This is a genomic window from Methylobacterium sp. SyP6R (assembly GCF_019216885.1).
GTDB lineage: Bacteria > Pseudomonadota > Alphaproteobacteria > Rhizobiales > Beijerinckiaceae > Methylobacterium.
In genome coordinates this window covers 646753-669062 of record NZ_JAAQRC020000001.1, presented here as the reverse complement: position 1 = coordinate 669062, position 22310 = coordinate 646753, and the positions used below count along the sequence as shown (strand labels likewise).

General features: G+C 70.1%; 19 protein-coding genes. 12 read left to right on the top strand and 7 right to left on the bottom strand.

Annotation, left to right across the window (positions count from 1 at the left end; translation table 11 throughout):
* The first annotated feature begins 16 nt into the window (after positions 1-16).
* From HBB12_RS03030 to HBB12_RS03005, 6 genes are all read left to right on the top strand, one after another.
* On the top strand, positions 17-1420 hold the full coding sequence (locus HBB12_RS03030) for an alpha/beta hydrolase (protein WP_236988005.1): 1404 nt from the start codon (positions 17-19) through the stop codon (positions 1418-1420).
* On the top strand, positions 1417-2970 hold the full coding sequence (locus tag HBB12_RS03025; protein WP_236988004.1) for a GMC family oxidoreductase: 1554 nt from the start codon (positions 1417-1419) through the stop codon (positions 2968-2970). Before HBB12_RS03030 ends, HBB12_RS03025 begins: the two co-directional genes overlap by 4 nt.
* Positions 2967-3845 (top strand): SDR family oxidoreductase, encoded by an 879-nt coding sequence (locus HBB12_RS03020; RefSeq protein WP_236988003.1) that lies wholly within the window; start codon positions 2967-2969, stop codon positions 3843-3845. The genes HBB12_RS03025 and HBB12_RS03020 overlap by 4 nt, the downstream gene beginning before the upstream one ends.
* A 196-nt stretch (positions 3846-4041) precedes the next feature.
* Positions 4042-4596 (top strand): DNA starvation/stationary phase protection protein Dps, encoded by a 555-nt coding sequence (gene dps / locus HBB12_RS03015; protein WP_236988002.1) that lies wholly within the window; start codon positions 4042-4044, stop codon positions 4594-4596.
* A 195-nt stretch (positions 4597-4791) separates the two neighbouring features.
* On the top strand, positions 4792-5052 hold the full coding sequence (locus HBB12_RS03010; protein WP_236988001.1) for a hypothetical protein: 261 nt from the start codon (positions 4792-4794) through the stop codon (positions 5050-5052).
* Between the two features lie 2 nt (positions 5053-5054).
* Entirely contained in the window at positions 5055-5198 is a 144-nt protein-coding gene (locus tag HBB12_RS03005; protein ID WP_236988000.1) for a hypothetical protein, read from the top strand.
* Between the two features lie 7 nt (positions 5199-5205).
* Here the strand turns inward: HBB12_RS03005 and ilvN are convergent, their stop codons facing one another.
* A complete protein-coding gene (gene ilvN / locus HBB12_RS03000; RefSeq protein WP_236987999.1) occupies positions 5206-5748 on the bottom strand; it encodes an acetolactate synthase small subunit in 543 nt (180 codons plus the stop codon).
* Positions 5749-5767: 19 nt separating this feature from the next.
* Positions 5768-7546, bottom strand: a complete 1779-nt coding sequence (locus HBB12_RS02995; RefSeq protein WP_236987998.1) for an acetolactate synthase 3 large subunit — start codon at positions 7544-7546, stop codon at positions 5768-5770.
* Between the two features lie 512 nt (positions 7547-8058).
* Here HBB12_RS02995 and HBB12_RS02990 point away from each other — a divergent pair.
* Positions 8059-8742, top strand: a complete 684-nt coding sequence (locus tag HBB12_RS02990; RefSeq protein WP_236987997.1) for a LabA-like NYN domain-containing protein — start codon at positions 8059-8061, stop codon at positions 8740-8742.
* Positions 8743-8827: 85 nt separating this feature from the next.
* Here the strand turns inward: HBB12_RS02990 and HBB12_RS02985 are convergent, their stop codons facing one another.
* The 3 genes from HBB12_RS02985 to HBB12_RS02975 all read right to left on the bottom strand — a co-directional run bounded on the left by HBB12_RS02985 (position 8828) and on the right by HBB12_RS02975 (position 13112).
* Positions 8828-9751 carry an NAD-dependent epimerase/dehydratase family protein gene (locus HBB12_RS02985; protein ID WP_236987996.1) on the bottom strand — a complete coding sequence of 308 codons (924 nt, stop codon included), beginning with the start codon at positions 9749-9751 and terminating at the stop codon, positions 8828-8830.
* Complete coding sequence (locus tag HBB12_RS02980) at positions 9748-10758, bottom strand: MraY family glycosyltransferase (protein ID WP_236987995.1); 1011 nt, start codon at positions 10756-10758, stop codon at positions 9748-9750. The genes HBB12_RS02985 and HBB12_RS02980 overlap by 4 nt, the downstream gene beginning before the upstream one ends.
* Before the next feature lie 335 nt (positions 10759-11093).
* Positions 11094-13112: an ethylmalonyl-CoA mutase gene (locus HBB12_RS02975; RefSeq protein WP_236987994.1), complete on the bottom strand. Its 2019-nt coding sequence runs from the start codon at positions 13110-13112 to the stop codon at positions 11094-11096.
* 202 nt (positions 13113-13314) lie between these two features.
* On the opposite strand from HBB12_RS02975, the gene ccrA reads away from it, so the two are divergent.
* From ccrA to HBB12_RS02960, 3 genes are all read left to right on the top strand, one after another.
* A complete protein-coding gene (gene ccrA / locus HBB12_RS02970) occupies positions 13315-14610 on the top strand; it encodes a crotonyl-CoA carboxylase/reductase (protein ID WP_236987993.1) in 1296 nt (431 codons plus the stop codon).
* A gap of 106 nt (positions 14611-14716) precedes the next feature.
* A complete protein-coding gene (gene leuD / locus HBB12_RS02965; protein ID WP_236987992.1) occupies positions 14717-15319 on the top strand; it encodes a 3-isopropylmalate dehydratase small subunit in 603 nt (200 codons plus the stop codon).
* A gap of 151 nt (positions 15320-15470) precedes the next feature.
* Positions 15471-16670, top strand: a complete 1200-nt coding sequence (locus HBB12_RS02960) for a lytic murein transglycosylase (protein WP_236987991.1) — start codon at positions 15471-15473, stop codon at positions 16668-16670.
* Between the two features lie 314 nt (positions 16671-16984).
* Here the strand turns inward: HBB12_RS02960 and HBB12_RS02955 are convergent, their stop codons facing one another.
* Positions 16985-18241, bottom strand: a complete 1257-nt coding sequence (locus tag HBB12_RS02955) for a deoxyguanosinetriphosphate triphosphohydrolase (RefSeq protein WP_236987990.1) — start codon at positions 18239-18241, stop codon at positions 16985-16987.
* A gap of 79 nt (positions 18242-18320) precedes the next feature.
* On the opposite strand from HBB12_RS02955, the gene erpA reads away from it, so the two are divergent.
* Positions 18321-18647 (top strand): iron-sulfur cluster insertion protein ErpA, encoded by a 327-nt coding sequence (gene erpA / locus HBB12_RS02950; protein WP_203158773.1) that lies wholly within the window; start codon positions 18321-18323, stop codon positions 18645-18647.
* Between the two features lie 31 nt (positions 18648-18678).
* Entirely contained in the window at positions 18679-20517 is a 1839-nt protein-coding gene (locus HBB12_RS02945) for an aq_1923 C-terminal domain (protein WP_236987989.1), read from the top strand.
* A gap of 181 nt (positions 20518-20698) precedes the next feature.
* Here the strand turns inward: HBB12_RS02945 and HBB12_RS02940 are convergent, their stop codons facing one another.
* Positions 20699-22270: an undecaprenyl-phosphate glucose phosphotransferase gene (locus HBB12_RS02940; RefSeq protein ID WP_236987988.1), complete on the bottom strand. Its 1572-nt coding sequence runs from the start codon at positions 22268-22270 to the stop codon at positions 20699-20701.
* Positions 22271-22310 lie beyond the last annotated feature (40 nt).

Genomic DNA, 22310 nt, shown 5'->3' with positions numbered 1-22310 from the left:
GCGCGATCTCGCCGGCATGATCGACCACCCCGTCCTCTTCTGCCTGCACTTCCTCGGAGGCAGCGCCCGCACCTGGCGCCCCCTCGCCGAGCGTCTCGGGCCCCACCTGCGCTGCGTCGCCATCGACCTGCCGGGCTTCGGCGACGACGCCGACCATCCGGGTTGCGGCGTCGCCGCCATGGCCGACCACGTCGCCGCCCGCATCACCGCCGAGGGCCCGCCCGGGCCCTGGCTCATCGCCGGCAACAGCATGGGGGCGAAGGTCGCCCTGGCGCTCGCTCGCCGCAGCGAGGACGGCGATCCGGCGCTCGCCGGCCTCGCCGGGCTGGTGCTGCTGGCGGGCTCGCCGCCCGCGCCCGAGCCGATGGAAGAGGAGCGCCGGCAGGCGATGATCGCCTGGATCGACGCCGATCCCGAGACTCGGCGACGGGAGGCCGAGGCCTTCGTGGCGGCGAATGTCGGCGCCCCCCTTGATCCGGAGGATCATGCCCGGACCGTCGAGGACGTGCTGCGCGCCAATCCGCAAGCCTGGAAGGCCTGGCTCGCGAGCGGCGCCAACGAGGATTGGCGCGACCGCATCGGCACCCTGTCGACCCCCACCCTGGTGGTGAGCGGGGCGGAGGATGGCGATCTCGGGCCGGAGGCACAGGCCGCGCTGACCCTGCCCCACCTCGCCCGCCACCGCCACGAGGTCGCTCCCGGAGCCGGCCATCTGCTCCCCCTGGAGCGGCCGGAGATGCTGGCGGCCCTGATCCGCGACCTCGTCGCGACCCCGCCGCAGACCGTCGAGTCCCCTGCCCTGCCGCCGGCCTTCGCGGCGCTGATCGGTTCCGACCGGGTCAATACCCGCCTGCGCACGACCCTGCGCGAGCGGATGCGCGAGCCCGACGGCCCGTTCTGCTTGGAGCCCGACGAGCGCGCGGCCCTCGCCGCCTGCCTCGATCGGGTGCTGCCGCAGGCGGGCCCGGGGAAGATCGATCTCGCCCGCCGCATCGACGCGCGGCTCGCCTCCGGCACCGGCGACGGCTGGCGCTTCGCCGCCCTGCCGCCGGACGCGGAGGCCTACAGCCGCGCGCTCCGGACCCTCGACGGGGCCGCGCGGGAGGCCCATGGGCGTCCCTTCACGGCCCTCGGCGGGCCTGAGCAGGATGCCCTTCTCACCCGCGCCGCCTCCGGCGACCTGCCGGAGATCCAAGGCGGCCTCGCGCCCGACCTCATGAACTGCTGGTTCGAGGAATTGCGGGGCGAGGCGGTGCGCACCTACCTCGCCCATCCGGCCGGCCTCGCGGTGATCGGCTTCACCGGGATCGGCGCGGGGGGCGACGACGCCGACAGCCTGCCCGGCTATCGCCTGACCGGCCTGAACGAGCGCGAATCCTGGGAAGCCCCGATCCTCGACATCGTGGGAGACGCCCGATGAACCTCTCGGGGCAGAACCGTTACAGCACCGACGAGGTCGTCGACGTGGTGGTGGTCGGCACCGGGGCCGGCGGCGCGCCACTCCTCGCGGAACTCGCCGCCGCCGGCCTCAAGGTCGTGGCGCTGGAGGCCGGGCCGAACTTCGATCCCGCCGGATACGGCTTCGACGAGACGCTCGCCGACGAGATCTACTGGACCGAGGAGCGCCTGAGCGGCGGCTCGACGCCGGAGGCCTTCGGGGGCAACAACAGCGGCACCGGCGTCGGCGGCTCGACCCTGCATTGGGGCGCCTTCGTGCCCCGGGCCGATCCGCGCGACTTCCGGCTGAACGCCGAGAGCGGCGAGGGTTGCGACTGGCCGATCGACCACGCCGAGCTGGTGCCGTTCTACGACCGCGTCGAGCGGTTCATCGGCACGTCGGGCCCGACGCCCTATCCGTGGGACGAGGCCCGCCGCTTCCCGCTGCCGCCGGTCCTGCGCAACGGCCCGGCCCAGATCATGGCCTCGGCCTGCCAGACACTCGGGATCACCGCGACCGACGCACCCGCGGCGGTGGTCTCGCGCGACTTCACCGCCGATCCTGCCGTGCCGGAGCGCAAGGCCTGCATCAATTGCGGCTTCTGCCACCAGGGCTGCCGCACACGCGCCAAGGCCAGCATGGACGTGACCTACCTGCCGCTGGCCGTGGCCCGCGGCGCCGAGATCCGTGCCGAGGCCAGGGTGCACGGGGTCGAGCGCGACAAGGCCGGGCGGATCACGGCCGTCATCTATCGCAGCGGCGGCCGCGACCATCGCCAGCGTTGCGCCAACCTGATCCTGTGCGCCGGCGCCGTCGAGACGCCGCGCCTCCTGCTCCATCTCGATCTCGCCACCGGCAGCGGCCAGGTCGGGAGGAACTATATCGGCCACGTCGCGACGCAGGTCTGGGGCACCTTCGCCGACGAGGTCGGGATGAACCGGGGCTACCCGTCCTCGCTCATCACGGAAGACTATACCCGGCCGAAGGGCGCCGATTTCGCCGGCGGCTACCTGGTGCAGAGCCTCGGCGTCGAGCCGCTGACCTGGGCCAATGCCGTCGCCCGCGGCCGCGGCCTGTGGGGCACGGCGCTGACCGATTACCTCCGCCACTACAACCGCGTCGCCGGCATCGGCATCAACGGCGAGACGCTGCCCTGCGACGCCAACGTCCTGACCCTGTCGGACGAGACCGACGCGCTCGGGATGCGGAAAGCCAAGGTCGATTTCGGCTACGGGTCGAACGAGGACAAGCTCAACGCCCACGCCACCAAGCTGATGCGCGAGATCTGGGAGGCGGCGGGCGCCTCCGACATCTGGGTACTGGAGCGGGTCGCCCACACCCTCGGCACCTGCCGGATGGGACGGAACCCGGACGCCTCCGTCGTCGATGCCTATGGGCGCAGCCACGAGGTCGAGAATCTCTGGATCTGCGACGGCTCGGTCTTCCCGAGTTCGCTCGCGGCGAATCCGGCGCTCACCATCATGGCGTTGTCCTTACGCACTGCCGGCGCGTTCCTGAAAGGCCCCCGATGAGCGACGATCCCCGCACGGGCCATCCCCGGCCGCCCTTCCCCGGCGCGCAGCAGCAGCCGCGCCCCGGCCTCACCGGGCCGATGGACCCGGCCCCGGACCACGGCGAGGAGTCTTACGTCGGCAAGGGCCTGCTCACCGACCGGATCGCGCTGATCACCGGGGGCGATTCCGGCATCGGCCGGGCGGTCGCCATCGCCTATGCCCGCGAGGGCGCCGACGTGGCGATCTCCTACCTCGACTCGGAGGAGGAGGACGCGCAAGGCACGAAGGCCTGGGTCGAGAAGGCCGGCCGGCGCTGCCTGCTGCTGCCGGGCGACCTGCGCGACGAGGCGCATTGCCGGGCGATCGTCGCAAAGACCGCCGCCGCGTTTGGCCGGATCGACATCCTGGTCAACAACGCCGCCGCCCAGGTGGTGAACGAGGGCCTCGACGACGTCACCGCCCACGACGTCGAGGGTTCGTTCCGCGCCAACGTCTTCGCGATGATCTACCTGGCGCAGGAGGCCGTGAAGCACATGCGGCCGGGCTCGGCGATCGTGAACTCGACGAGCCAGCAGGCCAAGGTCGCCGATGCGAGCATGCTGGTCTACGCCGCCACCAAGGGGGCGATCAGCACCCTGACGGTCGGGCTGTCGAACCTGCTCGCCCCGAAGGGCATCCGGGTCAATTGCGTCGCTCCCGGCCCGGTCTGGACGCCGATCCAGCCGATCGTGAAGAAGCCGGAGCAGATCGAGCAGCTCGGCGCCGACACGCCTCTGGGTCGGGCCGGCCAGCCGGCGGAACTGGCCCCGGCCTATGTGCTGCTGGCCTCGCGGGAGGGCAGCTACATGACCGGCGCGCTCGTGCCGGTCACCGGCGGCCAGCCGATGCTCTGACGGAGGGTCAGGGTTTCGCCCGGCGGGGTGTCTGCCTCAGTACCCAGCCCTAGTTCCTTCATCATCGGACGGCCCCGGTCCGGGATCGTCCAACCGCCCCGGCGAAAAGCGCGGGACGGCTCACGAAACCCCACCGCAGCATCGGAACGGCCGCCCCTCGGCCTCGTTGTTGCGGGAAATCGACGGAGTAATCGACATGGCGGATTCCAAGGGCAAGGCCGGCGAGCCGCGCCAGCACCGCACCCGCAACGACACCGACTCGAACGCCAAGCGCGTCTCGATCGAGGCCCTGAACGCGCGCCTCGCCGACGGCATCGACCTGGCGCTGAACATCAAGCAGGCGCACTGGAACCTGAAGGGCCCGCAATTCATCGGCATCCACGAGATGCTCGACGGGTTCCGCACCGAGATCGACGACCTCAACGACAAGGTCGCGGAGCGGGCCGTGCAGCTCGGCGCCACGGCGCTCGGCACCGCCACGGTGGTCGCCGCCTCCTCGAAGCTCTCTCCCTACCCGACCGATGTCTACGCCATCGCCGACCACCTCTCGGCCCTGATCGACCGCTACGCGGCCTACGCCAACGCCGTGCGCGAGAACATCGACCAGACCGACGAAGCGGGTGACGCCGGCACCGCCGACCTGTTCACCGAGGTCTCCCGCGCGGTCGACAAGCAGCTCTGGTTCCTGGAGGCCCACGTCCAGGAGCCGACCGGCGCGATGCGCGACGGGGACGGCAAGGGCGCGCGCTGAGGCGAGGAGCGTTCTCGGGGCCGGCGCTTGAGCCAGCCCCGGCTTCGAACTCCCTCGCCCGTCCGCTCATACTGAAGAATGAAAGCACGGTTCGCCTCCCCGTCCATCGGGGAGGCATTTTTGTATGTCGAGATGGATATCGACCGCGGAAGATGGATCGGTTACGTTGGGTCATGAAGCAGTGAGGCAGCCCGCGTGACCAAGGCAGCGCCCAATGGGGGAGAAATTGCCGCACGTCGCAAGCACGTGGCGAAGCGCCTGAACGAGCACCTGAAGCTGTCTGCTGCCTACGTGAACGCCATGGCCATCGCCGTCGCCGGCGCGGCCATCATCGTACCGATGGTCAGCAGCCCGAATGTTGCCTTGGGTCGATCGCACCTCTCTTGGATCGCGACCTCCCTCGCCTTACATTGCGTCGGTCACGTCGTGATCCGATTTCTGCGCCGGGAGGAGTGACGATGCCCTGGGACGCCACCCTCTTGATGCTGGGCTTCGCCCTGTTCATCTCGGTGACGAGCATCGCGGGCGCCTGGTATGCCGTCTACCGCTTCGAGCGGAAGTACGGCCAGGCGGGGCGCACCGGCACCCCGCCCGCCGAGTAGCCGAGCGCTACATCGCCTCCGCACCGCGCCCCATCGCGGCGACGCCGGTGCGCGACACCTCGACCAAGCCCACCGACGCCATCAGCTTGACGAACCGGTCGATCTCGTCGGTCGTGCCGGTCAGCTCGAACACGAACGAGGCGAGCGTCGCGTCGAGAGTGCGGGCACCGAAGGCGGCGGCGAGCCGCATCGCCTCGACCCGGTGCTCGCCCTTGCCGGCCACCTTCACGAGAGCCAGCTCGCGCTCGAGCGACTCGCCCTGAAGCGTGAGATCGACCACCCGGTGCACCGGCACCAGCCGGTCGAGCTGCGCCTTGATCTGCTCGATCACCGCGTTGGTGCCCGCGGTCACGATGGTGATGCGGGAGATGTGCCGGGCCTCTTCGGTCTCCGACACCGTCAGGCTCTCGATGTTGTAGCCGCGGCCGGAGAACAGGCCGGCGATGCGGGCGAGCACGCCGGGCTCGTTGTCGACGATGACCGCCAGCGTGTGGCGGTTCACCGGCTCGACGCGGACCGGATCGGGATAATGGGTGTTCATGGCGTTCATCGTCCTAACCCTTGCCCGCTCAGACCAGCATCTTGCCTTCGTCGGAGATCACGTCGCCCAGGTCCGCCCCGGTCTCGCCGAGGTAGTCCGAGAGCAGCATCTCGTTATGTGCCTTGCCCGACGGGATCATCGGGAAGCAGTTCTCGGTCTTGTCGACGATGCAGTCGAAGATGACCGGGCCGTCATAGTCGAGCATCTCGGCGATCGCCGCATCGAGGCTGCCGGGATCGGAGCAGCGGATGCCCTTGGCGCCGTAGGCCTCGGCGAGCTTGACGAAGTCGGGCAGGCTCTCCGAATAGCTCTCGGAATAGCGCGAGCCGTGCAGCAGCTGCTGCCACTGGCGCACCATGCCCATGTACTCGTTGTTCAGGATGAAGATCTTGACCGGCAGGCGATACTGCACGGCGGTCGACATCTCCTGGATGTTCATCTGGATCGAGGCTTCGCCGGCGATGTCGATGACGAGCGCGCCGCGATGCGCCAACTGGGCGCCGATCGCCGCCGGCAGGCCGTAGCCCATGGTGCCCAAGCCCCCCGAGGTCATCCAGCGGTTCGGCTCGTCGAACTTGTAGTACTGGGCCGCCCACATCTGGTGCTGGCCGACCTCCGTGGTGACGTAGGTCTCGCGATCCTTGGTCGCCTCGTAGAGGCGCTGGACGGCGTATTGCGGCTTGATGGTGGTGCCCGACGGCCAGTAGCCGAGGCATTCGCGCGCCTTCCAGCCGCGGATCTTCGACAGCCACTCGGTCAGGCGGCCCTTGTCGGGCTCCGGCGTCAGGGTACGCCACTCGCGCAGCATGTCGGCGAGCACCGAGCCGCAATCGCCGACGATGCCGATATCGGCCTTGACCGTCTTGTTGATCGAGGAGGCGTCGATGTCGACGTGGATCTTCTTGGAGAAGGGCGAGAACGCGTCGAGCCGGCCGGTGATGCGGTCGTCGAAGCGCGCGCCGATGCAGACCATGACGTCGCATTCGTGCATCGCCAGGTTGGCCTCGTAGGTCCCGTGCATGCCGAGCATGCCGAGGAACTGCGGGTCCGAGCCGGGGAAGGCGCCTAAGCCCATCAGCGTCGAGGTGACCGGGAAGCCGGTGGCGCGGGCGAGCTCGCGCAGCAGCGCCGAGGCCTCCGGCCCGGCATTGATGACGCCGCCGCCGGTATAGAAGACCGGGCGACGCGCGCCCGCCATCAGCGCCACCGCGGCGCGGATCTTCTCCGGGTCGCCCTGCGTCTGCGGGTTGTAGGTCTTGTGGCTGTTGTCGACCGGACGGCGGTAGACGCCGCTGGCGAACTGGATGTCCTTCGGCAGGTCGATCACCACCGGGCCGGGCCGGCCGTGCGAGGCGACGTAGAACGCCTCGTGCAGGATCCGCGGCAGGTCCTCGATCGATTTGACCAGGTAATTGTGCTTGGTGCAGCTGCGGGTGATGCCGACCGTGTCGCATTCCTGGAACGCGTCGGAGCCGATCAGGTGCGTCGGCACCTGGCCGGTGATGCAGACGAGCGGGATCGAATCGAGCAGCGCGTCGGTGAGGCCGGTCACGATGTTGGTGGCACCCGGCCCCGAAGTGACGAGGACGCAGCCGACCTTGCCCGACGAGCGGGCATAGCCCTCCGCCGCGTGCACCGCGCCCTGCTCGTGCCGGACCAGGATGTGCTTCACCGACTCCTGGTGGAAGAGCGCGTCGTAGATCGGCAGCACCGCGCCGCCCGGATAGCCGAACAGGGTGTCGACTCCCTGATCCTGAAACGCCCGGATCACCATCTCGGCGCCCGTCATGACCTCGCCCGCACTCATCGCCGCGCTCCGTTCCTTGGGTCTCGTCCGCGCTCTCGGGTCCGTTTTACGCAACAAAAAAGGGCCCCGAAGGACCCTGCATGCGCCACCCATGGGATGCCGGGCTTCTCAAGCCCGCCCCTTCGGTGGCGCCTCCGCTACAATAAGGACCGTACGCATGCTGTGGAAAGCCTGCCCTTTAGAGAGTGGCGCGGACCCTACGCCCCTCGCCCCATAGGGTCAACCGGTTTCGACCTGCCTCTTCGGGCACATCAAAGGAGCACCGCACTCGCCGAAGACGGCTCGCACCCGATGCTCGACCGGATCCAGATCGCCGCGCACGCCACGGCATCGCCGCTTGACAGGCACTGCGGCGCATCCTTAGCTGTGCTTATTGCGGCCGCTATGCGGTGTGCGGCACCCGCACTGATTGCCCCAAGCTGGATACTCAAGGGGCAGTTGCATTCTTCGTAGCGGCTTTTCTCGCAAGTGATTCTTTTCGTGCGGCCGTGCCGCACCTTCAAGGATATAGGATGCCCAATCCCCCACGCAGCGCCCTGTTCATCGACGGCGCCAACATCTACGCTACCACCAAGGCCCTCGGCTTCGACATCGATTACCGCAAGCTCCTGGCCGATTTCCGGGCACGCGAGAATCTGGTCCGCGCCTTCTACTACACCGCCTTGATCGAGGATCAGGAATATTCCTCGATCCGGCCGCTGATCGACTGGCTCGATTACAACGGCTACCGCGTCGTCACCAAGCCGGTGAAGGAATTCACCGATTCGACCGGCCGGCGCAAGATCAAGGGCAACATGGACATCGAGCTGACGATCGATGCCATGGAACTCAGCCCCTATATCGACCACATGGTGCTGTTCTCCGGCGACGGCGATTTCAAGCCGCTGGTGGCGGCCTTGCAGCGCCGCGGCGTGCGGGTGACCGTGGTCTCGACGGTGCAGACCCAGCCGCCGATGGTCGCCGACGAGCTGCGCCGCCAGGCCGACGACTTCGTCGACATCGTGCAGCTGATCCCGCGCATCGGCCGCGACCAGGGCGACCGCCCCGTCCGTGCGCCGCGCTCCCTCGGGCCGGACGGGCCGCGCGAGATGGGCCCGCGTGATCTGGGTCCCGGCGAGCGGGCGCCGCGCACCACCGTCAACCTCGAGAACCGCTACGGCATCCGCCAGCCCGACGAGGACGACGCGGAGGATTGATCCCGGCTCCGGCGCGGACCGCGCCGAGGCTCTCGCATGGCGGCTACATCGGCCGCCATGCCGCATCCGGCCCTTTGTCGGCCGCTCAGCCGCCGGCCCGAGCCAGGGAAGCGAGGCCGCTGCGGGTCTCGACCGGCGCCGTCCAGCCCAGGGCCTCCAGGCCGGCCGCGCGGGCGACCAGGGAACCGGCCAGGCGCTCGCGCAGCGCGCTGCGCCCCGTCAGCGCCAGGGCGGCGTCGAGGAGCGCCTGCGGCACCGGCACGAGGCCCGGCCGGCGGTCGAGGCCGGCGCGCAAGGACGCGATCATCTCCGGCACGCGCAACGGCTCGGCCTCGGCGACGATCAGCGGCCGGCGCAAGGGGCCGGGGGCGCGCAACACCGCATCGACGGCGTCGCTCAAGGTTTCGACCGAAACCAGGGAGCGCCGTCCGGACAGGCCCCCGAGGGGAAGCGGGTACGGCGCCCGGGCGAGCCGCATCAGCGCCGCCATGTTGCCCTTCTGGCCCGGCCCGTAGACCAGCACCGGCCGCAGCGAGACGTGGTCGATATCGATTTCGGCCAGCGCCTCCTCGGCGGCGAGCTTGGAGCGGCCGTAAGGATCGGTCGGCGCCGGGGCATCGGCCTCGGTGAGGAGACGTGAGGCGGAGGGCCCCGACTGGGCCCGGATCGAGGACAGGAACACGAAGCGGCGCACCCGGGCGCGGGACGCCGCCTGGGCGAGGCCCCGCGTCGCCTCGGTGTTGAAGGTCCGGTAATCGTCCTCGGGCGCCCCCGACATCGCGTGGGCGAGACCGGCCGAATGCACCACCGCATCGGCGCCGGTAAGCGCCGCCGCCATGTTCTGCGGCCGGGCGAGATCGCCGACCACCGCGCCGCTGATGCCCGGCGGCAGTTCCACCGGCCGGCGCAGCAGCACCCGCACCCGGTAGCCCCGGGCGCTCAAGGCCGCCAGGAGATGGCGGCCGATGAAGCCGGTCGAGCCGGTGAGGGCGACGAGGGGTGCGGTCATGCGGCGGCGTTCCTCACGGCGGGCAGGGAGAAGAGCCGGAGCAGCCCCGCGACGAGCCCGGCGCCGAGCGCAAGCGCCGCGAGGGACGTCGTCCAGCCCGGCGCGGCGAGCGTCGCGGCGGCGAGGCCGGCCAGGGCGAGGTTGAGCCCGAAGACCGCCCCGACCACGAAGGGCACGGAGCGGCCGTTGGTCGTGGCGCGCTGATAGAAATGGCTGCGATGCGCCTGCCAGACCGGCTCCCCGGCGAGCGCCCGGCGCCCGAGGGTCAGGGTAGCATCGGCGAGGTAGTAGAGCGGCAGCAGGATCGCGGCGGCGAAGCCTCCCTCCCCGGCGAGCCGATAGAGCAGCCAGGCGACGACGAGGCCGATCGGCAGCGAGCCGACATCGCCGAGGAAGAGTTTCGCGACCGGCCGGTTGAACGGCGCGAAGCCGAGGATGCCGCCGAGCAGGGCCGCCGCCACCAGGGCCGCGTCCCCGGGCAGCCGGTCCGCGAGGCCGAAGGTCAGGAGGGCGGCGAGCAGCGGCACCATCTCGGCCACCGTCATCCAGTCGAGCCCGTCCATGAAGTTCGTGAGGTTGACGAACCACAGGCCGGCCAGGACCGCGAGGGCACGCTCGCACCAGAGCGGAATTCCGGGCACCAGCTGCCCGCCGGCGGCGGTGAGCACCAGCACCACGCAAGCCCCCTGGAGCGGCAGGCGGACCCTCACCGGAAGCGGCCGGATGTCGTCGACGGCCCCGACCAGCGCCAGGACGACCGTGCCGATGGCGAGAGCCGCGACGTCGGCGCCCGGTATCCCGGCCAGCCCCAACGTCACGACGAGCGCGGCCGCCACCACCGCGATGCCGCCGCCCTGCGGGGTCGGGACGCGGTGGCTCGACCGGGCGTTCGGCCGCGCGAGGGCGTAGCGCTGGAGCAGCGGCCGCAAGGCGACGATCAGCCCGGCCGACAGGGCGGCGGCGAGGGGGATGGCCAAAGAGGTGGCAACGAGGGGGCTGAGCGGCATGCGGCGAGCGATGTGCGGGAGGAGCGCCGTACCCCTACCCTACCCGCCGGGCGGCAGCCAGTCGCCGCCTTGCGCCGGAGACGCCAGCGGCTCGCCCTTCGCGGCTATGGAGGTGCTGACGAGGCGCACCGGCTGCGCCCCGCTCTTGGCGCCTCGCCATGGGGCGCGGCCGCCGGCACCCGGAACCCGTCGCCGGCCTTGAGCGCACGGGTCGGCACGAAGCGAAGTGTCGCGACGATTGCCGACACACGGGGTCATCCCAGGCTCCGCTTTCGCGGCCCCGGGATGACGCGGAGGGTGTGGATTCGGTCGAGGATACCGAAGCCGGCCCTCTCTCAGAACACCTCTTCCCGCCGCGGCTCCGCATCCTCCGCCTCGCGCTTCGCGATCGACCGCTCGACCACCTTGGCGAGGCCGACCATGATCGTGTCGAGGGCGTAGTCCTTGGGGGTGTAGATTGCGGCGACCCCCATGTTCTTCAGCACCAGCTCGTCCTCGGCCGAGATGATGCCGCCGACGACGACCGGGATGTGGTCGAGGCCTTCCTTGCGCAGCAGCGCCCGCACCTCGCGCACCAGCGGGACGTGCGAGCCCGACAGGATCGACAGGCCGATGATGTGGGCGTTGCGCTCGCGCGCCTTGGCGACGATCTCCGTCGGGGTCTGGCGGATGCCGTCATAGGTCACGTCGAAGCCGACGTCGCGGGCGCGGAGCGCGATCTGCTCGGCACCGTTCGAGTGGCCGTCGAGGCCGGGCTTGCCGACGACGAGCTTCGGCGCCTCGCCCAGGCGTTCGCCGAGATCGGCGATGAGGAGCCGCGCCTCCTCGGCCGCCCCAGAGGTGACGGTCTCGGGCGTGACGCCGGTGGGCGCCCGGTACTCGCCGAACACCTGGCGCAGGCGCTCGCCCCACTCGCCGGTGGTGACGCCGGCCTTGGCGCAGGCGATCGAGGCCGGCATCACGTTGCGGCCCTCGCGGGCCGAGGCCTCGAGCTCGTCGAGCGCCGCCGCGACCGCCGCCGCGTCGCGCTGAGCGCGCCAGGCCTTGATGCGCCCTTGCGCCTCCATCTCGACGGTCTCGGAGACGGTGAAGATCGCCCCGTCGCCGGCGGTGAGCGGCGAGGGCTCGCCGTTCTGGAACTTGTTGACGCCGACCACGACCTGCTCGCCGCGCTCGATCGCGGCGATGCGCTTCGCGTTCGATTCGACGAGCGCCCGCTTCATCAGGCCGGTCTCGATCGCCGTCACCGCGCCGCCGAGCGCGCCGATCCGGGCGAGTTCCGCCCGGGTCTCGGTCTTCAGGGCCTCGACCTTGGCGTCGATGGCGGTCGAGCCGTCGAAGATGTCGTCGTATTCGAGGAGATCGGTCTCGAAGGCGAGGATCTGCTGCATCCGCATCGACCATTGCTGGTCCCAGGGCCGCGGCAGGCCGAGCGCCTCGTTCCAGGCCGGCAGCTGGACCGCGCGGGCGCGGGCGCGCTTCGACAGCGTCACCGCCAGCATCTCGATCAGGATGCGGTGGACGTTGTTCTCGGGCTGCTGCTCGGTGAGGCCGAGGGAATTCACCTGCACGCCGTAGCGGAAGATGCGCTTCCTCTCGTCGGTGATGCCGTAGCGGTCCCGGGTGATCTCGTCCCAGAGATCGCTGAACGCCCGCATCTTGCAGATCTCGGTGACGAAGCGCATGCCGGCATTCACGAAGAACGAGATGCGCCCGACCACGTCGGCGAAGCTCGCCTCGTCGAAGGCGGGGTCGTCCCGCACTGTATCGAGCACCGCGATGGCCACGGCCAGCGCGTAGGACAGTTCCTGGACCGGCGTCGCCCCGGCCTCCTGCAGGTGGTAGGAGCAGACGTTCATCGGGTTCCATTTCGGAACCTGGCTCGTCGTGAACAGGATCACGTCCTTGGTGAGCCGCAAGGACGGCCCCGGCGGGAAGACGTAGGTGCCCCGCGACAGGTATTCCTTGATGATGTCGTTCTGGGTCGTGCCCTGGAGGGCCGAGAACGGCGCCCCCTGCTCCTCGGCCACCGCGAGATAGAGCGCCAGCAGCCAGGGGGCCGTGGCGTTGATGGTCATCGAGGTGTTCATCTGGGAGAGCGGGATGTCCTGGAACAGGGTCCGCATGTCGCCGAGATGCGCGATCGAGACGCCGACCTTACCGACCTCGCCGCGGGCGAGCTCGTGGTCGGGGTCGTAGCCGGTCTGGGTCGGCAGGTCGAAGGCGACCGACAGGCCGGTCTGCCCCTTGGCGAGGTTGCCGCGGTAGAGCGCGTTCGATTCCGCCGCCGTGGAATGGCCCGCATAGGTGCGGATGATCCACGGCTTGTCCCGCTTGACGTCCGGCTCGCCCATCTGCGCCCTCGTCCCTCGTTATCCGCTATGCGCGCGGGCCCGGATGCCCGCCGTGAAGCAGCAATGGTAACCCTACCCGGCTTGACCGTCACCCATGACGTAAGGCCGACAAGTAGGCCACGCCGCCAAATGGGCTATTGAGGCCCCTTGGAACGGCGCTAGAATTCACGGTGCAGTGCATCATACCAAGGGAGGGTCCGCAATGGCAGCGAGCGCCGCGCTGGAACCGGTGGCAAAGGGTGGGCCCCAGATGAAGGATCTCTACGAGATCGGCGAGATTCCGCCGCTCGGCCACGTCCCGGCGAAGATGTATGCCTGGGCCATCCGGCGCGAGCGCCACGGCCCGCCGGAAACCTCGATGCAGATCGAGGTCCTGCCGACCTGGTCGATCGGCGACGACGAGGTGCTCGTCCTCGTGATGGCCGCCGGCGTGAACTACAACGGCGTCTGGGCGGGCCTCGGCGAGCCGATCTCGCCGTTCGACGTCCACAAGGCCGATTTCCACGTCGCGGGCTCGGATGCCTCGGGCATCGTCTGGGCGGTCGGCGCCAAGGTGAAGCGCTGGAAGGTCGGCGACGAGGTCATCGTTCACTGCAACCAGGACGACGGCGACGACGAGGAGTGTAACGGCGGCGACCCGATGTTCTCGCCGTCGCAGCGCATCTGGGGCTACGAGACCCCGGACGGCTCCTTCGGCCAGTTCTGCCGGGTGCAGTCGCGCCAGCTGATGCACCGGCCCAAGCACCTGACCTGGGAGGAGAGCGCCTGCTACACGCTCACGCTGGCCACCGCCTACCGGATGCTGTTCGGCCACGCGCCGCACACGATCAAGCCGGGCCAGAACGTGCTGATCTGGGGCGCCTCGGGCGGCCTCGGCGTGTTCGGCGTCCAGCTCTGCGCGGCGGCCGGCGCCAACGCGATCGCGGTGATCTCCGACGAGTCGAAGCGCGACTACGTCATGAGCCTGGGCGCCAAGGGCGTCATCAACCGCAAGGACTTCAACTGCTGGGGCCAGCTGCCCAAGGTGAACTCGCCCGAGTTCAACGAATGGACCAAGGAAGCCCGCAAGTTCGGCAAGGCGATCTGGGACATCACCGGCAAGGGCAACGACGTCGACATCGTGTTCGAGCACCCGGGCGAGGCGACCTTCCCGGTCTCGGCGCTGGTGGTGAAGCGCGGCGGCATGGTGGTGTTCTGCGCCGGCACGACCGGCTTCAACATCACCTTCGACGCCCGCTACGTCTGGATGCGGCAGAAGCGCATCCAGGGCTCGCACTTCGCGCACCTGAAGCAGGCGGCCGCCGCCAACCAGTTCGTCATCGACCGCCGGGTCGATCCCTGCATGAGCGAGCTCTTCCCCTGGGACAAGATCCCGGAGGCCCACACCAAGATGTGGAAGAACCAGCACGCGCCGGGCAACATGGCGGTGCTGGTGAACTCGCCGCGTCCGGGCCTGCGGACCTTCGACGACGTGCTGGAGCTGTCGGGCTCGCGGTGACGCGACCCGCGCTTCCCGCCGCACCGGTGACTTGCTAGAACACCTCCGAACTGACGCCGCGCGGAGACCACATCCCGCGCGGCGCGCATCTCGGACGAAGCGACCCATGGAAAAATTCACCGTGCTGGAGGGCGTTGCGGCCCCGCTGCCGATCGTCAACGTCGACACCGACCGCATCATCCCCAAGCAGTACCTCAAGACGATCAAGCGTACCGGCCTCGGCAAGGGCCTCTTTTCCGAGATGCGCTACCGCGACGACGGCTCGGAGAATCCCGACTTCGTCCTCAACCAGCCGGCCTACCGCAACGCCAAGATTTTGGTCGCGGGCGACAACTTCGGCTGCGGCTCCTCGCGCGAGCACGCCCCCTGGGCGCTGGCCGATTTCGGCATCCGCTGCATCATCTCGACGAGCTTCGCCGACATCTTCTTCAACAACAGCGCCAAGAACGGCATCCTGCTGATCACGGTGTCGCCGGAGGACCTGGAAAAGCTCCTCGACGACGCCAATCGCGGCGCCAACGCGACGCTGACGATCGACCTCGAGAACCAGATCATCAAGGGACCCGACGGCGGCACCCTGCATTTCGACATCGATCCGGGCCGCAAGCACAACCTGCTGAACGGCCTCGACGATATCGGGCTGACTCTCGAGAAGGCGCCGGCGATCGACGCCTACGAGCAGAAGCTCGCGGAACGGCCCTGGGCTTGAGGACGGCCTTCCGCAAAAAATAATCCCGCCGGGCCGGCGGGCGGTTCGCCGCGGCGGATCTCCCATCGGTCGCCGATCCCGTCAGGTTTTCCTTAACCCTGATGACGCCCTATTCCGGTGCTTGGATCGGCGAAACGGGAGAGATTTCTGCATGACGCGGCGCGCGACCCTCACGGCCGCCACCCTGCTCTGCCTCGCCGGATTCGGCCTGCCGCAGGCGGCTTTGGCGGATTTCCGCTCCTGCCTCGCCGGGATCGGCCAGGATGCGGCGGCTTCCGGCGTCTCGCCGGCGGCGTTCCAGGCGGCGACGGCGGGCATCGCCTTCGACGACAAGGTGATCGAGCTGTCCCAGGCCCAGCCCGAGTTCAAGACCCCGATCTGGGACTACATGGCCGCCCTCGTCGACGACGAGCGGGTCGATGACGGCCGCGCCGCCATGCGCCAGCACGCCAACGCCCTCGCCCAGGCCGAGGCGCGCTACGGCGTCGACCGCTACACCATCGCGGCGGTGTGGGGCGTCGAATCGAATTTCGGCAAGAACCTCGGCAAGATGCCGCTGGTGCAGTCGCTGGCGACGCTCGCCTGCGGCGGCACCCGCCGGCGCGAGTTCTTCCGCAGCGAACTGATCGCCACCCTCAAGATCATCGACCGCGGCGACATCGCGCCCGAGCGCCTGACGGGATCCTGGGCCGGCGCCTTCGGCCAGACCCAGTTCATGCCGACCACCTACCAGCGCCTCGCGGTCGATCTCGACGGCGACGGGCGGCGCGACGTGGTCGATTCGGTGCCGGACGCGGTCGGCTCCACCGCCAACTTCCTACGCGTCGCCAAGTGGCACAACGGCCAGCCCTGGGGCTACGAGGTGCGGCTGCCCCGCGGCTTCAACGTCGCGGCCGCCGGGCGCAAGAACAAGAAGCCGGTGGCGCATTGGGCCTCCCTCGGCGTCACCCGGATCGACGGGCGGCCGCTCTCGGGCGAGGGACCGGTCGGCATCCTGGCGCCGGCCGGCGCCGACGGCCCGGCCTTCGTGGTGACGAAGAACTTCGACGCGATCTATTCCTACAACGCCGCCGAATCCTATGGCCTTGCCATCGCAGTCCTGTCGGACCGCCTGCGCGGCAAGCCCGGCGTGCAGACGGCGTGGCCGACCGACGACCCGCCCCTGTCCCGGGCCGAGCGCCGCAGCCTTCAGAGCGCGCTGACCGCCCGCGGCTACGACGTCGGCGAGCCGGACGGCAAGGTCGGCGCGAAGACCCGCGAGGCGATCAAGGACATCGAGCGCCGGCTCGGCATGCCGCAGACCGGCCGCCCGGGCGGCAAGGTGCTCGAGGCGCTTTCGCGCGGCAATTGATGGCCCCGCCCTCCCCTCGCGTGGCGACGCGCGGGGGAGAGGCAAGGTCCGGTGTCCGGCCGCATCATCAATGACGGCCCGTGAAGTCCGCCGAGATCGGCCTTCCCACCAGCGGCCTCATCCTGAGGTGCGAACGAAGTGAGCCTCGAAGGAGGGATCCAGGAATCGCAGAGATTTCTGGAGGCCTACTTCGAGGTCAGTCGATCTTCGATCGACTAACACCTCAGGATGAGGTGGTGGATGGGAGCGGCGATTGTACCGCTGGATTGTGCCGCAGCGCCTTATGGCACAGCCATTTCTTCCCGATCTCCGGATCACCCCTCCAGCCCCGGCCAGATCACCCAGTGCAGGTCCGGCGTCGCGGGAAACAGCCGGCGGTGCTGGCTCACCGCGTAATTGTCGGTCATGCCGGCGATGTAGTCGGCGACGCGGCGCGGGGTGCGGGGGTCGTCCGGGCCGGAGAGGCCGGCGCACCACTCCTCGGGCATCCGGCTCGGGTCGCGCCGGAAGGTGGCGAACAGGTCGTCGACGATCGAGGCGGCGCGGCGGCGCACCGCCATCACGCCGGGGTGGCGGTACATCCGGGCGAACAGGAAGGTCTTGATGTCCCGGTCGGCCGCGGCCATCGCCGCCGAGAATGCGACCACCGGGGCCGCAGCATGGCGGATCGCGGCGGCGTCCGCGGGCTGCAACGCGGACAGGCGCCGCTCGGCCTCCGCGATCACGTCCTCGACGAAGCGGGTGATGACCCGGCGGGCGAGTTCGTGCACCACCCGCGAGCGCTCGAGGCCCGGATAGGTGCTGCGGATCTCGCCGAGGAGACCGTCCAGGAACGGCACCTCCCCCAGGTCGTCGAGGCCGAAGAGGTCGGCCCGCAACCCGTCGTCGAGGTCGTGGGCGTCGTAGGCGATGTCGTCGGCGAGCGCCGCCACCTGGGCCTCGGGCCCGGCGAAGGTGGCCAGCTCCAGGTCGTTGACGGCGTTGTACTCGGTGATCGCCACCGGGATGCCGCTCGACTCGTAATGCGGCGTCGGCCGCCCGTCGCGGGCCAGGAGCGGGCCGTTATGCTTGACCAGCCCTTCCAGCGTCTCCCAGGTGAGGTTCAGCCCGTCGAAGGTGGCGTAGCGGCGCTCCAGCCGGGTCACCAGCCGCAGGGCCTGGGCGTTGTGGTCGAAGCCGCCATGATCGCGCATGCAGGCATGCAGCGCATCCTCGCCGGTATGGCCGAAGGGGGTGTGGCCGAGGTCGTGGGCCAGCGCCAGGGCCTCGGCCAGGTCCTCGTCGAGGCCGAGCGCCCGGGCGAGCGCGCGGGCGATCTGGCTCACCTCCAAGGTGTGGGTCAGGCGGGTGCGGTAATGGTCGCCCTCGTGATGGACGAACACCTGCGTCTTGTGCTTGAGCCGCCGGAAGGCCGCCGAATGCACGATCCGGTCGCGGTCGCGCTGGAAATCGGTGCGGGTCGGCGAGGCCGCCTCCGGGATCAGCCGCCCGCGCGACGCGAACGGGTCGCTGCCGTAGGGGGCCCGCCAGCGCTCGCCTGTCCGTCTCACGTTGCCGCCCTCATCAGTCATCCATCCACCGCTGTTGCGGCGCACGGTCATCATTCTTATGTTGCCTTCGCACGCCGGACCCCCACCCGAGAAGCCGTCGATGACCCCGATCACCCTGACGTCCCGCGCCGCCCGCCGCATCAACGAGATCATGGGCGCCGAGCCCCCCGGCTCGATGCTGCGCATCAGCGTGAATGGCGGCGGCTGCTCCGGGTTCCAGTACGCCTTCGACATCGCGAAGGACCGCGCCGACGACGACCTGGCGGTGGAGCGCGACGGCGCCACGGTGCTGGTCGACCCGACCTCGCTGCCGTACATGGAGGGCGCGACGATCGATTTCGTCAACGACCTGATCGGCCAGTCGTTCAAGATCGAGAACCCGCAGGCTACCGCCTCCTGCGGCTGCGGCACCTCGTTCTCGCTGTAATTTCGTCTTCAAGCTTCCGGGACGTTCCGCCATGACCCGCTCTCTTTCAACGGGCGTGGCCCGGGCCGCGCTCGGCGCCGTCGCCTGCGCCACGCTGGCCGCCGCCCTGCCGGCGACGCTGCCGTGGCTCGCGGGCCCCGCCCAGGCACAAGGCGCTCCGGCGCTCGCACAGGACGCCTCGGTCGCCCTCGAAGAGGTGGTTCTGCCGCTCGGCCCCGTCACCCTGAAGGCACCGAAGCTCGAATTGCGCGGTACCGCCCTGTCGCGGGACGAGACGCGGGCCATCCTCGACCCGGCCGGCCCGGCGCCGTGGCGCACGCGGCTGGAAAAGCTCTCCGCCCGCGAGATCGTGATCCCGGTCCTGCGGGTCGAGCAGCCGGTCGGCGGGCGGGTACAGGTTGCGGTCTATCACGACGTGGTCGCCAAGGACGTCGCGGCCGGCCGGATCGGCACGCTGGAGGCCGGCGGCGCCACCCTGACGGTCGAGGGGCCGGGCCCCGACGCCGCCGGCGCCTATGGCCGGTTGAGCGCCCGCGAGGTCGACCTGCCGGGCCTTGCGCGTCTGTTCACCGAGCCCGGCGGCCCCGGTGCCGCGCCGATCCGGGTCTATGGCGGCGTCACCGCCGAGGACATCGCGATGACCGGCCCCGACGGGGCCGCCTTCCGCATCGCCCGCATCGACGCCCGCGACCTCATCGGCCGTCCGACCACGATTCCCTGGGCCGAATCGGTCCGGGCGCTGGCGGAGGGGGCGGGCCAAGGGGCGGGCAAGGCCGAGGGGCCGGAGCGGTCCCGCCTGTCGGGCCTCGCCGCCGACCTGCTCGACGGGATCGACATCGGCGGGCTCGAGCTCAGCGGCATCAGCTTCGCGGCGCCGGGCGGCGGCCCGAAGCCGAACCCGGTCCAGGCGAGCCTTGCCCGCCTCACCTACGGCACCGAGGACGGCGCCGGCCGGATGAAGGCCGAGGGTCTGAAGGTGGACGCCGCGTCCGGCCGCGTCGCCCTGAAGGAGCTGACCTTCTCCGGCCTGTCGCTCAAGCCGGTGCTGGAGGGCCTGCGCCGCGCCGCCGCCGGCCCGCTCGACCAGGCCGAATTGCGCCGCTACGCCCCTTCCGTCGGCCGCGTCGCCCTCGACGGACTCGACGTCGATCTGCCGGCGGACGCTGCGCCGACGGACCCGCTCGCCGCTTCGGGCCCGCTGCGCTTCGCCGTCCGCAACGCCGCCCTCGCGATGAGCGATCCGCATGACGGCGTGCCGACCGCCTCGCACTTCACCTTCGACGGCTTCACCTGCGCGGTTCCGCCCGGCACCACGGCACCGGTGTTGGCCGACCTCTCCGGCCTCGGCTATACCGCGCTGGACCTCTCCGGCAGCCTCGACGCCCGCTGGGACGAGGCCGCCCGCGAGGTGAGCTTTCGCGATGTGACGCTCACGGGCAAGGACATGGGCACCGCCCGGATCACCGGCACGATCGGCGGGATCGGCAAGGAGGTGTTCGACCCCGAGCCGATGGTCTCCTCCCTGGCCCTGCTCGGCGCCAGCGCCAAGACCTTGGCCCTCACCCTGGAGAATGGCGGCCTGTTCCAGCGCTTCGTCGACCAGCAGGCCAAGGCCCAGAGCCTCAAGCCCGAGGAGCTGCAGCGCGAATACGGCACCGCGGCGATGCTGGGGATCCCGGCGGTGCTCGGCGGCTCGCCCTCCGCCAAGGCTTTGGGCCAGGCGGTATCGCGCTTCGTGGTCAAGCCCGGCCGCCTCTCGGTCAGCGCCGCCGCCAAGGATCCGGGCGGGCTCGGCCTGATGGATTTCAGCACCGCCCCGAGCCCGGGCAAGATCTTCGATCGCCTGAACGTGAACGCGACCGCGGAGTGATCGATACACGGTCTTGTTTGGCTGATCTCTACAAAAATATCAAATTCTCCGCGTCATTCCGGGCTCCGCTCGCGCGGCCCCGGAATGACGCGGAGGGTGTCAAAGACCCTCGATCGAAAAACAGGTTCGAGGCGAAGTCCTGTGGGGGGTTAGAGAATGCGCCCCCGTCCCCCCACCCACCTCAATACGCGTTCTCGGTCTTGAACAGGGCCAGCGGGGTCATCGCCAGGATCTGCAGGTCGAAGAACACCGACCAGTTCTCGATGTAATACAGGTCGTGCTCGACGCGGCGCTGGATCTTCTCGCTGGTGTCGGTCTCGCCGCGCCAGCCGTTGATCTGGGCCCAGCCGGTGATGCCGGGCTTGACCTTGTGGCGGGCGAAGTAGCCGTCGACGACCTGGTCGTAGAGGGTGTTGGCGGCCTTGGCCTGCAGGGCGTGCGGGCGCGGCCCGACCAGCGACAGGTCGCCCTTCACCACGTTGAGGAGCTGCGGCAGCTCGTCGAGCGAGCTCTTGCGGATGAAACGGCCGACCGGGGTCACCCGCGGGTCGCCCTTGGTGACGACCTTGGCGGCGGTATAGTCGCACTGGTCGGTGTACATCGATCGGAACTTGTAGACGTCGATGACCTCGTTGTTGAAGCCGTGGCGCTTCTGCCGGAAAAAGACCGGGCCCGGCGAGGTGAGCTTGACCGCGAGCCCCACCGCCAGCATCACCGGCGAGAGCAGCAGCAGCAGCACGGCGCCGACCACGCGGTCGAACACGCCCTTCACCACCACGTCCCAGTCGGCGATCGGCCGGTCGAACACGTCGAGCACCGGCACCGAGCCGAGATAGGAGTAGCTGCGCGGCCGCAACCGCAGCTTCGAGGCGTGGGCCGACAGGCGGATATCGACCGGCAGCACCCAGAGCTTGGCGAGCATCTGCAGGATGCGCGCCTCGGCCGAGATCGGCAGGGTGAAGACGATCAGGTCGACCTTGGTGCGGCGGGCGAAGGTGACGAGGTCGCTGACGGTGCCGAGCTTCGGGTAGCCGGCCACCACGTCGGCCGAGCGGCCGTCGTTGCGGTCGTCGAACAGGCCGACCACCTTGAGGCCGGAATCGCCCTGCGCCTCGATCGCCCGGATCAGCGCCTCGGCCGGCTCGCCCCCGCCCACGATGGCCACGCGCCGGTCGAAGCGGCCGCGGCGCATCTGCGCGCTCACCGCCAGGGCGAGAGCGAGGCGCTCGACGAGCAGCAGCGCCAGGCCGCCGCCATAGACGCTCACCAGCCACAGCCGCGAGTAGTTGTCGCCGAGCTTGGCGAGGAACAGGGCGGTCGCGGCGAGCAGCATCACCAGCGACCAGCCGAGCACGACCCGGGCGCCGACGCTGAAGAAGGCCCGGAACGCCCGGATGCCGTAGGCGCCGAGCGCCTGCAGCACCAGCACGTTGAGGGCGGCAAGCCCGAGGATCGCCGCCCCATAGCCGAGGTTGAGCGGCACCACGCCGGCGAGCAGCCCGCGCTGGGCGCAGAGGCCGGCCAAAGCCACCAGGACGAATTCGAGGGCCCGTACGCAGCCGGTGAAGACCACCGGCGAGAGGACGGGGTTCGGCCGCACCGGCGCCACCGTCTCGGCGGGGGGCACGGCCTCGCGCACGGCCTCGCGCACGGCCTCGCGCACGGCCTCGCGCTCTTGGCCCAGGCGGCCCAGGGGCCCGGCCTGGTCGGCCGCCACGGTCTTGAGGATGTCGCGGACGTCGAACGCACTCATGGCACGGTTCCGGTCTCGGTCGAGGCGGAGAAAGTCCCGC